The sequence below is a fragment of the Haemophilus haemolyticus genome, from assembly GCF_003490595.1.
GTDB lineage: Bacteria > Pseudomonadota > Gammaproteobacteria > Enterobacterales > Pasteurellaceae > Haemophilus > Haemophilus haemolyticus_L.
The window spans coordinates 132,289-147,115 of sequence record NZ_QQGY01000002.1 but is presented as its reverse complement, the minus strand read 5'-3'; the positions used below and the strand labels follow the sequence as shown (position 1 = coordinate 147,115).

Genomic DNA, 14,827 nt, shown 5'->3' with positions numbered 1-14,827 from the left:
ACGTTTAAAATATTGACCGCACTTTGCGATCTTTGTTGGGAGGGCTTTTAGCCCATCAATAAATCTCATTAATCGGTGGGCTGAAAGCCCACCCTACAGATTACATTACTAAGCGACGTAAATCCGCTAAAACAGAGCCAACATAGCTAATGAAACGAGCACCATCCGCACCATCAATGACACGGTGGTCGAATGATAATGACATTGGAAGAATTAAGCGTGGCGCAAATTCTTTACCATTCCATACCGGTTCCATCGATGATTTAGAGACACCAAGGATGGCCACTTCTGGCGCGTTTACAATTGGTGCAAAGTGAGTTGTACCAATGCCACCAAGACTTGAAATGGTGAAACAGCCACCTTGCATATCAGATGCAGTCAATTTGCCTTCACGTGCTTTTTTCGATACTTCCATTAATTCACGCGAAAGTTCGATAATGCCTTTCTTGTTCACATTTTTGAATACAGGCACGACTAAGCCATTTGGCGTATCTACTGCTACACCAATGTTAATATATTTTTTCAGGATTAAGCGTTGTGCATCTTCGGTAATTGAGCTGTTGAAACGTGGATACGCTTCTAATGCTTTTGCCACAGCTTTCATAATGAACACAACTGGCGTGATTTTTACGCCTAGTTTTTGTTTTTCTGCTAACGCATTTTGTTCTTTACGGAATGCTTCTAAATCCGTGATATCTGCTTTATCGAAGTGAGTAACGTGTGGAATCATTACCCAGTTACGATGTAAGTTAGCACCTGAAATTTTGTTGATACGACTTAATTCAACTTCTTCAATTTCGCCAAATTTACTGAAATCAACTTTTGGCCATGGTAATAAGCCTAAGCCAGCACCATTTGCTACACCATTGCCAGCAGCTTGTGCTGTTGCACCGCTTTCATAAGCTTTAACGGCGGTCTTCACATAAGCTTCGATATCTTCTTTAACAATACGACCTTTACGACCTGTACCTTTTACTTTATCTAAGTTTACGCCAAATTCACGTGCTAAACGACGAATAACTGGGGTAGCGTGCGCATAGCCAGCACTTGCCACTACTTGTTCTTGGCTTAAGCCAGATACATTGCCAGATTGAGCAGGTTGTGCAGCTGGCGCAGGTGATGCAACTTGTGGTGCTGGAGCAAATGTTGCCACAGCTGGCGCTGCACCCGCCACTTCAAAGCGCATAATTAGTGAACCAGTCGATACTTTATCGCCTGATTTCACTAGAATTTCTTTTACTACGCCGCCAAATGGAGCTGGAACTTCCATTGACGCTTTATCACCTTCAACGGTAATTAATGATTGATCTTCTGAAACAGTATCACCAACGGCAACCATAATTTCGGTTACATTGACTTCATCGCCACCAATATCTGGCACATTCACATCTTTAATTGCAGATGTTGTAGCAGCTACAGGCGCCGCTGTTTGAGCTGGTGCTGATGCAGCAACTGGAGCTGTTGATGCAGTTTCAAATTTCATGATAAGTTTGCCAGTTGAAACTTTATCACCGACATTAATTAAAATTTCTTTTACCACACCTGCGATTGGTGCTGGAACTTCCATTGAAGCTTTATCGCCTTCAACATTGATGATTGATTGATCAACTTCAACACTATCACCCACTTTAACCATAATTTCAGTAACGTTTACTTCATCAGAACCGATGTCTGGTACGTTTACTTCAACAACAGCTGACGCAGTTGGCGCAGTAGCAGCTACTGGTGCTGCCGGTGTTTCAGCAGCTGACGCAGCGCCTGCAGCTTCTAAAACGAGCATTGGGGTGCCTGTTGTGACTTTATCACCCACTTTGACTAAAACTTCTTTTACAACACCCGCTTCTGGTGCAGGCACTTCCATTGAAGCTTTATCGCCTTCAACGTTAATGATAGATTGATCAACAGAAATGGTATCGCCTACGTTTACCATGACTTCTGTTACGGTAACTTCATCACTACCAATATCAGGAATTTGAATTTGTTTTGACATTTTTTGTTCCTTTTAAAGTGCGGTCATAAAACACGCTGTTTTTTGACCGCAGTTTTCATCAATTACGCGTAAAGCGGATTGATACGATCTACATTCAAACCGAATTTCGCAATCGCATCTGCAACCACTTGGTTAGATACTGTACCTTCTTTCGCTAATTGAGAAAGTGCAGCAACCACAACATAACGTGCATCAACTTCGAAGTGTTCACGTAAGTTTGCACGGCTGTCTGAACGACCGAAACCATCTGTACCTAACACATGATAATGACGGCTTGGTACGAATGCACGGATTTGATCTGCGTATGCTTTAACATAGTCAGTTGAAGCAACGGTTGGTAAATCAGCTAATACTTGAGTAACGTATGGTACGCGTTGTGTCTCTGTTGGGTGTAATAAGTTCCAACGTGCTGCATCATGACCTTCGCGTGCTAATTCATTGAATGAAGGCGCAGAAAATACATCTGAAGTCACACCGTAGTCATTTGCAAGAATTTGCGCCGCTTCACGAACATGACGCATGATGGCACCAGAACCTAACAATTGAACGTGACCTTTGCCTTTTTTACCTTCCACTGTTTCAAATTTGTATAAACCTTTTCGGATACCTTCTTCCGCACCAGTAGGCATAGCAGGTTGATCCATGACTTCATTTAATGTTGTCATGTAATAGAATACATCTTCTTGTTTTTCGCCGTACATGCGGTTGATACCGTCTTGCATAATTACAGCAACTTCAAATGCAAACGATGGATCATAAGTGATACAGTTAGGAATGATACCTGCTTGAATATGGCTATGGCCATCTTCGTGTTGTAAGCCTTCGCCGTTTAAGGTTGTACGACCTGAAGTACCACCCACCATGAAACCACGAGCTAATTGGTCACCAGCAGCCCACATCATATCGCCCACACGTTGGAAACCAAACATTGAGTAATAGATGAAGAATGGAATCATCGGTTGGTTATTGACAGAGTAGGAGTTCGCTGCTGCTAACCAAGATGCGGTTGCACCTAATTCATTGATACCTTCTTGTAATACTTGACCATCTTTTGCTTCACGATAGTAAGCCACTAAATCACGGTCTGAAGGAACATAGTTTTGACCATGTGGGTTATAAATACCCACTTGACGGAACAAACCTTCCATACCGAAAGTACGTGCTTCGTCCGCGATCATTGGCACAATTGTTTTACCAATGTTTTTATCTTTTAATAAGATGTTTAATGCACGAGTAAACGCCATTGTGGTTGAAATACCACGAGGTTGTTCTTCTAATAATGCTTTAAACTCTTCTAATGCAGGAACTTTATATTCAACATCAAATTTAGTACGACGAGCAGGAACATAGCCGTTTAATGCTTTACGGTGGCCATGTAAGTATTCATACTCAGGCGTGCCTTCAGCAAATTTAATGTATTCTAATTTTTCTACTTGCTCATCTGTTAATGATAATTCAAAGAAGTCACGGAAACCTTTAAGGCTTTCGTAAGACATTTTTTTAGATTGGTGAGCGGTGTTTTTACTTTCTGCTTCGGGAATTTTATAACCTTTAACTTGATGCGCTAAAATCACAACTGGTTTCGTTGCATTTTGTGCTTTTGCATAGGCTGCATATAATTTTTCACTATCGTGTGCACCACGGCGTAATGCCCAAATTTCATCATCAGTCATATCTGCAACTAATGCAGCAGTTTCTGGATAACGACCGAAGAAATGTTCACGAACATAAGCACCATCTTTAGATTTAAAGGTTAAATAATCACCGTCAACTACTTCCATCATTAACTGAGTTAATTTACCTGAAGTATCTTTCGCGAATAATTTATCCCAATCACTTCCCCATAAAACTTTAATCACTTCCCAGCCCGCACCAGTAAATAATCCTTCTAATTCTTGAACGATCTTACCGTTACCATTCACCGGACCGTCTAAACGTTGTAAGTTACAGCTGATAGTGAAGATTAAGTTATCTAATTTTTCACGAGCCGCAAAAGTTAATGCACCTTTAGACTCAATTTCATCCATTTCACCATCGCCTAAGAATGCATAGACTTTTTGATCTTTGGTGTCTTTTAAGCCACGGTTATCTAAGTATTTTAAGAAACGCGCTTGGTAAATTGCGTTCACAGGGCCTAAACCCATAGAAACCGTAGAGAATTGCCAGAATTCAGGCATTAATTTAGGGTGTGGATATGAAGATAAACCATCGGTAAAGGCTTCTTGACGGAAGTTATCCATTTGTTCTTCAGTTAAACGACCTTCTAAGAATGCACGCGCATACATACCTGGAGCAGCATGGCCTTGGAAGAAAATTAAGTCGCCACCGTTTTTCTCGGTTGCTGCTTTGAAGAAGTGGTTATAGCAAACTTCATACATGGTTGCAGCAGATTGGAAAGTTGAGATATGACCACCTAAATCAAGATCTTTCTTCTGACTACGCAATACCATAGCAATAGCATTCCAACGCACAGCAGAACGAATACGACGCTCAATAGCATGATCACCTGGGTAAGCAGGTTGTTCAGAAGCAGGGATAGTATTGACATAATCGGTCGTTACACCTGTAGGCAATGAAACACCGTTGGTGCGTGCTTGGCCGATAACTTGCTCAATAATATATTGTGCACGCTCTACGCCTTCTTCACGAATCAAAGAATCTAATGATTGTAACCAATCTTGAGTTTCGATTGGATCAACGTCATTTTTTAAAATCTCAGACATAGGTTTTCCTTATCTGTTAATTAAGTGAACATTAGTTTAGTCAGCACTAAACACGAATATCAGAAATGCTTGCCTTTTTACAAACATTTAACAAATCTTGCAAATTTTAGAAGATTTTTTGAGATAAAGATAGTAAATTTTCATCAAATATCCCTGTTAAGTACTATGTTAATCGGTAATCTTTTGAAAGTGCGGTAATTTTTTCTAGCCTTTTGTAAGGCCTATTAAAATCATAAGTAAAACATTGCATTCTGTAGGGCTTTGCTTTAAAGTTTTCAAACTTATTTCAAAAAGGAATCAATCATGCATATAACGACTCGAACGCTCACTCAACATAAACGTATTGCACTTGTGGCTCATGATAGCTGCAAAAAAAATTTACTGAATTGGACGCAAAAACACAAAGATGCCCTAGCTCCTCATATACTTTATGCAACAGGTACAACAGGTCATATTTTAGAACGAGAAACAGGTTTAAGCATTCAATCTTTATTAAGTGGTCCGATGGGCGGTGACCAACAACTTGGTGGATTAATCGCAGAAAAGAAAATCGACATGATGATCTTCTTTTGGGATCCAATGAATGCCGCACCCCATGATCCTGATGTGAAAGCCCTCATGCGTATTGCAACAGTGTGGAATATCCCAGTTGCCATTAATCAAAGCTCTGCAGATTTCATGTTAACTTCAGTTTTATTTGAACAAGATGTGGAAATTGAAGTACCAGATTATGAAGGGTATTTAAAAGAGCGTTTAGCTTAAACTGTAACGAAAATTTACCGCACTTTATAGTGAAACAGGGCGACAATTTATCGCCCTGTTTTGTTATCATCCAAAGCCCCCCATCACAAGCATAAAGAGTACCATTTTCAACTGTTCTTCTGGTATTGCTTTGCCGTTTAGTTTTAATTCGTTATTTTCTAAAGCGAGCGTTAATGTGACGGTTTTGTCCGTGTTTACGATAATGCCATTTGCTTCGTCTTCAGCAATTAATTCGTCTATTCTGTAAACTAAATCTTGCTTTTGGTTTTCTGGTACAAATTTAGATAACAATGAAATCGCGGTTTCTTTATTTACATCAAAATTGATCGAAAAATCTTTGAATTGTTTGTATAAGCCGCTACTCATTAAATCAAATTTAGGATTTGGCACTAAGGCAATATTCAGATCCAATGCCACTTTGCCTTTTTCATCAGAAATAGAAAGAGGAGCAAATTTAATTTGAGGCTGATTATTCGCAATGGCCATGCCTGTTTGTTGTAATTTTTGCACCAATGCTTTAGGTAACGGCGTATCTGAATCAGCCTTGCCGATTGCAACTAAAATATTTAAAAGTTCTTGCAATGCGTTGCCATCAATATGGTTCAATTCTACATTGTTGGTCACTTTACCTAAGTTGTTACCGTTAATATTTAATTCATCCAGATTTGTTTTATTGATAATATTTACTGTATCACCCTCAACTTGTGTAGTTAAATTTGCTTGGTTGTTTTTCTGAATAATAGAGAGTTTTTCTCCAGTCTCTGCAGATTCGGTATTTTGCTCAAAATAGCCTATTTTGCTATTGATGCTTCCACTATAAATAAATGGCCATTTTGTGCTTTGTAGTGAGCCTTGTACGACAAGATCTTTTACTTTAATTGATGAAGCTGTTGAAGCTGTATGATTTGGGTTATTTGAATTAAATACATCTACAGATAGCGTATAATTGCTTGGTTCATTTTTGTCTAAATCTACATTTAATACGACATTTGACCAACCAAAATCTGCCTTATATTGCTCATTGTGATATTGCCCCGATGCAAGTTTTAATTCCGCATTACCGCTTAATGAATAATTCATTGCGAAATTCAGTTGTAACGGTTTCTCTGATTTTGTGATATCAAAGAGTGCCTGAGTTGTTGCATTTTTTCCTAACAAGGTTTGGCTTGAAAAAATGGTTGGAACGAAATTCAGTTTCGCCACACGATCAAGTGGCAAAGGCCCGTGATAAAGCGTTGATGATAAAGGAATAATGATCGTCTCATTTGCCTTGTGGATTTCTATTTGATCTTGAATATGAGACGCAAATAATCCTCTATCAAATTTTATATTTTTATAAAAAATTTTACTTTCTTCTAATGCATCGGTTTTGGCAAATAGTTGATTTAGCTGTTTTAGTTGATGTAAATATTCTTCTTCAGCTTTTTTCCCTGTAAACCATGCACCTGTACACCAAACGGCAGCAAGGGCAACGACTACACTTGCAGCAATTTTTGATTTTTTCATTTATTTCTTTCCTATTTTAAAGTAAAAATTTTCGCCAAATTTATCACAAATCCCTTTTTCTTGCCTGAAAATTTTTGTTTTCCCCTTGAAGTTCATCATTTGAGACTTATCTTGAAAACAAGAACGGAAATCACCGCACTTTGAGAAATAAAAAATTTTTAAAATTTTCTCTTGAAATGCGAAAGAATATCCACATCTTAAAACTCGTAATAAATTACCCTGAATTTTAAAATTTTTACTAGGAGTACAAAATGGGAAAAATTATTGGTATTGACTTAGGTACAACAAACTCTTGTGTAGCTGTAATGGACGGCGACAAAGCACGCGTAATTGAAAATGCAGAAGGTGCACGTACAACCCCTTCAATTATTGCTTATACAGATAATGAAACCTTAGTTGGTCAGCCAGCAAAACGTCAAGCAATCACTAACCCGAAAAATACATTGTTTGCGATTAAACGTTTAATTGGTCGTCGTTTTGAAAGTGAAGAAGTTCAACGCGATATTAAAATTATGCCTTTCGAAATTACTCGTGCTGACAACGGTGATGCTTGGGTAAATGTAAAAGGTGATAAATTAGCACCGCCACAAATCTCTGCTGAAGTATTGAAAAAAATGAAAAAGACTGCAGAAGATTTCTTGGGCGAGTCTGTAACAGAAGCGGTAATTACTGTTCCTGCATACTTTAACGATGCACAACGTCAAGCAACTATTGATGCAGGTAAAATCGCAGGTTTAGATGTTAAACGTATCATCAATGAACCAACAGCGGCTGCGTTAGCATTCGGTTTAGGTTCAAGCAAAGAGAACCAAGTGATCGCAGTTTATGACTTAGGTGGTGGTACATTCGATATTTCAATCATCGAAATTGATAACTTTGATGGCGAACAAACTTTCGAAGTGTTAGCAACCGGTGGTAATACTCACTTAGGTGGCGAAGACTTCGATAACCGTGTAATTGATTACATTATTGATGAGTTCAAAAAAGAGCAAAACATCGATTTACGTAACGACCCAATGGCATTACAACGTGTGAAAGAAGCAGCTGAAAAAGCGAAAATTGAACTTTCATCAGCGCAATCTACTGAAGTGAACCTTCCGTACATCACGGCAGATGCGACAGGCCCTAAACACTTAGCATTAAATATCACTCGTGCAAAATTAGAGGCATTAGTAGAAGATTTAGTGGCAAGCTCAATTGAGTCACTCAAAACTGTATTAAAAGATGCAGGTAAAGGTGTAAGCGAAATCCACGATATTATTCTTGTGGGTGGACAAACTCGTATGCCACTTGTACAACAAAAAGTGGCTGAGTTCTTTGGTAAAGAAGCTCGTAAAGATGTAAACCCTGATGAAGCGGTGGCAATCGGTGCGGCAGTTCAAGGTGGTGTATTAAAAGGTGATGTGAAAGACGTTCTTTTATTAGACGTTACTCCGTTATCACTTGGTATCGAAACCATGGGCGGCGTGATGACCACTTTAATTGAGAAAAATACCACGATTCCAACTAAAAAATCGCAAGTATTCTCAACAGCAGAAGATAACCAAAGTGCGGTAACCATTCACGTTCTTCAAGGTGAACGTAAACGTGCGGCAGATAATAAATCTTTAGGTCAATTCAACCTAGAAGGTATTAATCCTGCACCGCGTGGTATGCCACAAATTGAAGTAACATTTGATATCGATGCAAACGGCGTAATCAACGTATCTGCGAAAGATAAAAATACGGGTAAAGAACAACAAATTCGTATTCAAGCATCTTCTGGTTTATCTGATGAAGAAATTCAACAAATGGTGCGTGATGCAGAAGCAAATGCTGATGCAGATCGTAAATTTGAAGAAGTTGTTCAAGCGCGTAACCAAGCAGATGGTATTGCTCACGCAACACGTAAACAAATTGCAGAAGCGGGCGATGCATTGAGTGCTGCAGATAAAGAGAAAATTGAAGCAGCAGTCTCTGAGCTTGAAACAGCAGCAAAAGGCGAAGATAAAGCAGAAATTGAAGCGAAAATTGAAGCGGTAATTAAAGCCTCTGAACCGTTAATGCAAGCAGCGCAAGCAAAAGCTCAACAAGCTGGTGGCGAGCAACCTCAACAATCATCAGCAAAAGATGATGGTGTGGTAGATGCTGAATTTGAAGAAGTGAAAGATAATAAATAATTCACCGCTCTTCTTAGCATAAACAAAGGGCGTGGAAACACGCCCTTTTGGTGTATTAAACAGTCCCCTCTTTAGAAAAGAGGGGTTAGGGGAGATTTGATAGCGATATTAAATTTTCTTATGAGCTAAATTTACTTCTGCCAAATTTCCCCCCGCCCCTCTTTGCTAAAGAGGGGAGTATGTTACAAGCGGTCAAATTTACCCAGAATTTTGTAAATTTAAGGAATAGTTATGCCACTTACACTTTATCCACTTGCTAAAATTCGTACGCATAACACAAAGGAAAATCCCGCAGAAAAGATTGGACAGCTTTGGCAGAATAATTTTGCAAAATTGCCTCAAAATGAGCCTTATTATGGTGTTTATCTGAATTACGAATCGGATTTTACGGGCTATTATGATGTTGCTGTTGCTCAAGAAAGTAAACCTGAAGGTAGTTTCTCAACCATTGAAATTGAAGATCTGACTTGGTATGAAATCTTCCCCACGACTTGTGAATTAGTAGTTCAAACGTGGCAACGCATTTGGAATAAAGAAAAGCAAGGCTTATTAAAACGTGCTTATAAAGTGGATTTTGAGAAATATTATCCAAATGGAAAAGTGGATATTTACATTTCAATTTGCCCACATTGCTAAAAATAGCGAATGTAAGCGGTCAGAAATGACAAAATATTTGCAAATAAAAATACGGAAACACTATGGCAAAAAAAGATTACTACGAAGTCCTTGGCTTACAAAAAGGGGCGAGTGAGAATGACATTAAACGTGCGTATAAACGTTTAGCGTCTAAACATCACCCCGACAAAAACCAAGGCAGTAAAGAAGCGGAAGAAAAATTTAAAGAAATTAATGAAGCTTATGAAGTATTAGGCGACGATCAAAAACGCGCAGCCTACGACCAATATGGTCACGCAGCCTTTGAACAAGGTGGTGGCGCAGGTGGTTTCGGTGGCGGCTTTGGCGGTGCTGATTTTGGTGATATGTTCGGCGATATTTTTGGAGACATTTTCGGCGGTGGTGGACGCGGTCGTCAGCGCGTTGTTCGTGGCGAAGACTTACGTTATGACTTAGAAATCACTTTAGAAGAAGCTGTAAAAGGTACAACCAAAGATATTCAAATCAATACTCTTGCACATTGTGATAGCTGTGGTGGTTCTGGGGCTGAAAAAGGCTCTAAAGTGGAAACCTGTCCGCATTGCCACGGTTCTGGTCGAATTCGTCGTCAGCAAGGTTTCTTCGTATCTGAAAGTATCTGTCCGACTTGTCATGGTAGCGGTAAGAAAATTGAAAAACCTTGTCGCAGCTGTCATGGTGAAGGACGTGTTCATAAGAAAGAAAATCTTTCAGTAAAAATTCCTGCAGGCGTAGATACGGGGAACCAACTTCGCTTAGCTGGAAAAGGTGCAGCAGGTGAAAATGGCGCGCCAGCTGGAGATTTATATGTTGTGATTCACGTGAGAGAACATAACATTTTTGAACGTGATGGTAATAACTTATATTGCGAAGTACCGATTAGCTTTGCTACTGCAGCCCTTGGCGGTGAAATTGAAGTGCCAACATTAGATGGCAGAGTGAAGCTTAAAATCCCAGCTGAAACGCAAACGGGAAAATTATTCCGTATGCGAGGCAAAGGTGTTGCCTCTACACGTAGTGGTTATGCGGGCGATTTAATTTGCCGTATTGTGGTAGAAACACCCGTTAATTTAACCAGCGAGCAAAAAGAATTACTCCAAAAACTTGAAGAAAGTTTACAAGGTAAAGATTTAAGTAAACATGCACCAAAATCTTCAGGATTTTTGGATGGTGTGAAAAAATTCTTTGATAATTTGGGTAAATCAGACAAATAAAGATAATAAAAAAGTCCGCATTTCGCGGACTTTTTTATATGCAAATAATCTCTTTTAAAAATTACCGCACTTTTTGTGCTTTTGTTCAATGGCACTATTTGCGGACAGTATATTCGCCTTCACATACCCATTTATAACTTGTTAATGCTTCTAATCCCATTGGGCCACGAGCGTGAAGTTTTTGGGTACTAACGGCAACTTCTGCACCTAATCCAAATTGTCCGCCATCAGTAAAGCGTGTGCTTGCATTCACATAAACGGCGGCGACATCGACTTGATTAATAAATTGACGGGCTAGGTTTTGTGAGGAAGTTAAAATACTTTCAGAATGTTGCGTACCATATTGGCGGATATGCTCAATAGCGGCATGAATATCTTCCACAACAATGACATTCAAATCCAATGATCCCCATTCTTCGCGCAATTCTTTTTCTGTCACTTCGCATACATTCGCACCTGCTTGTTTCAATATATTAAGTGCGGTGGATTTTGCATGATATTTTACGTTTTTGGCGGAAAGGTGAGAGACAAGTTTTGGTAAAAATTCTTCAGCAATAGAACGCTGAACTAACAATGTCTCCAATGTGTTACAGGTGCTTGGACGTTGGGTTTTAGCGTTATCAATAACACAAATTGCTTTATTTTGGTCCGCACTTTCTTCAACGAAAGTATGGCAAACACCCACGCCACCCACAATAACTGGAATAGTCGAATGTTGTTTACACAATTCATGTAAACCAGCACCACCACGAGGAATAATCATATCCACATAGCGATCTAGTTTTAATAATTGCATAACGAGTTCACGGTCTGGATCGGTAATGGCTTGCACTGCGAATTTTGGTAAGCCTGCTTGCTCTAAAGCATTTTGTACAACTTCGATTAAAATCTTATTAGAAAACCGTGTTTCCTTACCACCGCGTAAAATCACTGCGTTACCCGTTTTAAGGCAAAGACTTGCCACATCAATGGTCACATTTGGGCGTGCTTCATAAATTGTGCCAATGACACCGAGCGGAGTGCGTACGCGTTCGATTTTAAGTCCGCTATCTAATGTACCGCCGTCTATAATTTTACCCACGGGATCTGCAAGTGAAATAACATGGCGTACATCATTAGCAATGCTTTGTAAACGTTCTTGCGTGAGCAGTAGGCGATCAATCAAAGCATCTGATAATCCATTTTGTTTAGCAAGTTCAATATCTTTTGCATTTTCCGCTAAGATAAGCGGTGCTTGTTGTTCGAGTTGTTCTGCAATAATGGATAATGCACGATTTTTTTCAGCAGTGGTGAGTTGAGCTAAGATAAATGCTGCATCTTTGGCTTGTTTACCCATTTGTTCTAACATAGTTATTCCCTTTATTGTATTTATTTCTTTTTATTTGGCAGCTTATCTTGTTCTTCCGATGTGAGTTCTTGGTAATTAAACACTGGCAAACCCCATTCGAAATGAATAGCTAAAAGACGTAAAGTAAAGCTACTAATAAGCGTGAGTAATACGGCAAGTGTATGTTCTACTTGAAGTGTGCTTAATGCGTAATAAGTCAGTGTGGCAAATAGCGCAATGCTGGCGTAGAGTTCTTTTTGGAATACGAGAGGAATTCGATTGCATAGCATATCACGTAGAACCCCGCCAAAGGCACCTGTAATACAGCCTGCAATGCTTACAATGGTGAGGCCATGTCCCATATCCATCGCAATTTGTGCGCCAATAATGGAATACACCACTAATCCCATTGCATCGAGCACCAAGAAAATAGTGCGGAAGTAGCGCATAAAATGATTGATGAATGGCGCGACATATACGGTAATCACCGCAGCACTTGCTACCATTAAAAAATATTCTGGATGCTTAACCCAGCCGAGAGGGTAATGTCCGAGTAGTACATCACGCACAGAGCCGCCGCCAATGGCAGTTACAGATGCGATAATTATCACGCCAAAAATATCCATTTTTTCACGACCAGCCGCGAGAGCGCCAGTCATTCCTTCAGCGGTGATACCGATGATATATAAAATACTAAGTAACATTCATGTACCTAAGTGCGGTTATAATTGGTTTCATTCTACTTTAAAATTTAATGAATTTTTAGCATAATGGCGCATTATTTTTTCAGACGTCAAAATTATGTCAGAACAATCTTCTAAATATATCGCGGCATTGCTTGCGGTATTATCGATCTCAATGGTGCTTGGCATCGATCTATTTATTTTTTCTTTGCAACCTGAAAAGCAAACAATACCTCATTTAGGTGTAGGCGTGTTGGTTGCACAGTTAATTTCTTTGTTGGTGTTTTATCGTGGCGAAATTTGCCCAGGACAACGTGGTCGTTTAATCAAAGTTAATCTGACTTTTGCCATTTATTGGGCAGTGTGGTTGGTGATAAGTTTATTGCAGAATAATCACACGCTTACTAACGTGATGAGCGTATGTGGTCTTTCTGTCGTGTATTTTATTTGGAAACAACCAAAAACTGAAAAAATCCGTAATAGCTTTTTATTGATGGCTGCATTAATTGCGGGTTTAGGTTGCTTGAGTTATTTAATGATTTTTACCGTGCTTCCTACGAACGATTTTACTGAATATAACCCGTTTGCACCGATTTTATCTGGCGTGATTTTGGCAAATCTTGCGCTTGTTATTGCACGAAATCGTTTACAAGGTTTTATAGCATTGTTGCCCTTAGCCATGATTATATTGCTCGCTTTAAATGCTTTGGCAATGTTTTTATTTTTACTTTTAAATGGCATGGAAAGTGCGGTTAATTCTGACAGTATTTTTGCTTACATCATTTATTTTGTTTGCCATTTTGTTATTGCGGCTATTCTGATTCTGCATAGTTTCCAAAAGTGGAAATTATCTGCTAATAGTTTATTTATCCTATTATTTATTGCTGTTTGCTTACCTTTATGGATGGTCTTCGCTTAATGGAAAAGCAAAATAATATTGCCTCTTTGATGTTGGTGGTAGGCTGTATTTTATTTGGCTTAGGTAGTTTGATTGTTAAGTTTGTGCCTGTCGGTGCTTATGCAATTGCTTTTTGGCGATTATTAATTGCATCGGGCATTTTCTATTTTTTAATGAAACTAAAACGCCAACATTTTCCAAAAAGTAAAAAAGCCTTATTTTTTGCCGCACTTTCTGGAGTATTTTTAGCGTTTGATCTTGCCTTTTGGCATGAAAGTATTTACGCCGTAGGTCCTGGCATTTCTACCTTATTAAATAGCTTGCAAATTTTTTGTTTGGCTGCCATTGGTTTTGTCTTTTTTGCAGAACGTCAAAGCAAACTACAAATATTAAGTTTGTTTTTGGCGATAGTTGGCGTAGCGTTCATTTCTGTCGAAGAATTACAGCATAATATTGACGGAATTTATGGCATTGTGATTGGTTTAATTTCAGCGGTAATGTTGGCGGGTTCTATGGTGATGGTGAAAAAAGTTCATCAAGAAGAGCAAACGGCATTATTTCCATTGATGTTAATTATCAGTTTGACAGGTGCTTTAGTGCTGCTTGTCCCATCTTTAATTTTCAATTCAAATAATCTTTATCCAACAACATGGCATGATTGGGGATTAGTTTTCATTTACGGTGCAGTAATGCAGTGTATTGCTTGGGGCATGATTGCTTATTCAATCCCTTTGCTTTCGCTAAGTGTTACGGGATTATTGTTACTCACGGAGCCAATAGCTGCATTGTTGATTGATTATTTCTATTTGGATAAAGCAATTAATCCTTGGCAATGGCTTGGTGCATTGCTCACTTTATTTGCGATTTATTTAGGATCGAAACGTTAGAAATTAATGTTCCCTCACTAACATTGAGGGAACAATGATGAATTG

11 protein-coding genes are annotated in these 14,827 nt (G+C 39.0%); 6 read left to right on the top strand and 5 right to left on the bottom strand.

Annotation, left to right across the window (positions count from 1 at the left end; genetic code table 11):
* Positions 1–100: 100 nt before the first annotated feature.
* A complete protein-coding gene (gene aceF, locus DV415_RS02295) occupies positions 101–1,990 on the bottom strand; it encodes a pyruvate dehydrogenase complex dihydrolipoyllysine-residue acetyltransferase (RefSeq protein WP_118790604.1) in 1,890 nt (629 codons plus the stop codon).
* Between the two features lie 62 nt (positions 1,991–2,052).
* A complete protein-coding gene (gene aceE / locus DV415_RS02290; protein WP_005630760.1) occupies positions 2,053–4,713 on the bottom strand; it encodes a pyruvate dehydrogenase (acetyl-transferring), homodimeric type in 2,661 nt (886 codons plus the stop codon).
* A 303-nt stretch (positions 4,714–5,016) separates the two neighbouring features.
* Here aceE and mgsA point away from each other — a divergent pair, with 303 nt between their 5' ends.
* Positions 5,017–5,475: a methylglyoxal synthase gene (gene mgsA / locus DV415_RS02285; protein ID WP_005646625.1), complete on the top strand. Its 459-nt coding sequence runs from the start codon at positions 5,017–5,019 to the stop codon at positions 5,473–5,475.
* 66 nt (positions 5,476–5,541) lie between these two features.
* On the opposite strand, the gene DV415_RS02280 is transcribed toward mgsA, so the two are convergent.
* Positions 5,542–6,981, bottom strand: a complete 1,440-nt coding sequence (locus DV415_RS02280) for a YdgA family protein (protein ID WP_118791626.1) — start codon at positions 6,979–6,981, stop codon at positions 5,542–5,544.
* Positions 6,982–7,232: 251 nt separating this feature from the next.
* Between DV415_RS02280 and dnaK the strand changes: the two genes are divergently transcribed.
* From dnaK to dnaJ, 3 genes are all read left to right on the top strand, one after another.
* The gene (gene dnaK, locus DV415_RS02275) at positions 7,233–9,140 is read left to right on the top strand and encodes a molecular chaperone DnaK (RefSeq protein WP_118791625.1); all 1,908 of its coding nucleotides are present in this window, start codon (positions 7,233–7,235) and stop codon (positions 9,138–9,140) included.
* A 231-nt stretch (positions 9,141–9,371) separates the two neighbouring features.
* Positions 9,372–9,776 (top strand): GyrI-like domain-containing protein, encoded by a 405-nt coding sequence (locus DV415_RS02270; RefSeq protein WP_118791624.1) that lies wholly within the window; start codon positions 9,372–9,374, stop codon positions 9,774–9,776.
* A 62-nt stretch (positions 9,777–9,838) separates the two neighbouring features.
* Positions 9,839–10,987 carry a molecular chaperone DnaJ gene (gene dnaJ, locus DV415_RS02265; protein WP_065246038.1) on the top strand — a complete coding sequence of 383 codons (1,149 nt, stop codon included), beginning with the start codon at positions 9,839–9,841 and terminating at the stop codon, positions 10,985–10,987.
* A gap of 94 nt (positions 10,988–11,081) precedes the next feature.
* On the opposite strand, the gene proA is transcribed toward dnaJ, so the two are convergent.
* Together proA and DV415_RS02255 are read right to left on the bottom strand one after the other, a co-directional pair.
* The gene (gene proA / locus DV415_RS02260; protein WP_118791623.1) at positions 11,082–12,335 is read right to left on the bottom strand and encodes a glutamate-5-semialdehyde dehydrogenase; all 1,254 of its coding nucleotides are present in this window, start codon (positions 12,333–12,335) and stop codon (positions 11,082–11,084) included.
* 20 nt (positions 12,336–12,355) lie between these two features.
* On the bottom strand, positions 12,356–13,018 hold the full coding sequence (locus DV415_RS02255; protein ID WP_005646565.1) for a trimeric intracellular cation channel family protein: 663 nt from the start codon (positions 13,016–13,018) through the stop codon (positions 12,356–12,358).
* Positions 13,019–13,115: 97 nt separating this feature from the next.
* Between DV415_RS02255 and DV415_RS02250 the strand changes: the two genes are divergently transcribed.
* On the top strand, positions 13,116–13,916 hold the full coding sequence (locus DV415_RS02250; RefSeq protein WP_118791622.1) for a hypothetical protein: 801 nt from the start codon (positions 13,116–13,118) through the stop codon (positions 13,914–13,916).
* The gene (locus tag DV415_RS02245) at positions 13,916–14,782 is read left to right on the top strand and encodes a DMT family transporter (protein ID WP_118791621.1); all 867 of its coding nucleotides are present in this window, start codon (positions 13,916–13,918) and stop codon (positions 14,780–14,782) included. The genes DV415_RS02250 and DV415_RS02245 overlap by 1 nt, the downstream gene beginning before the upstream one ends.
* Positions 14,783–14,827: the final 45 nt, after the last annotated feature.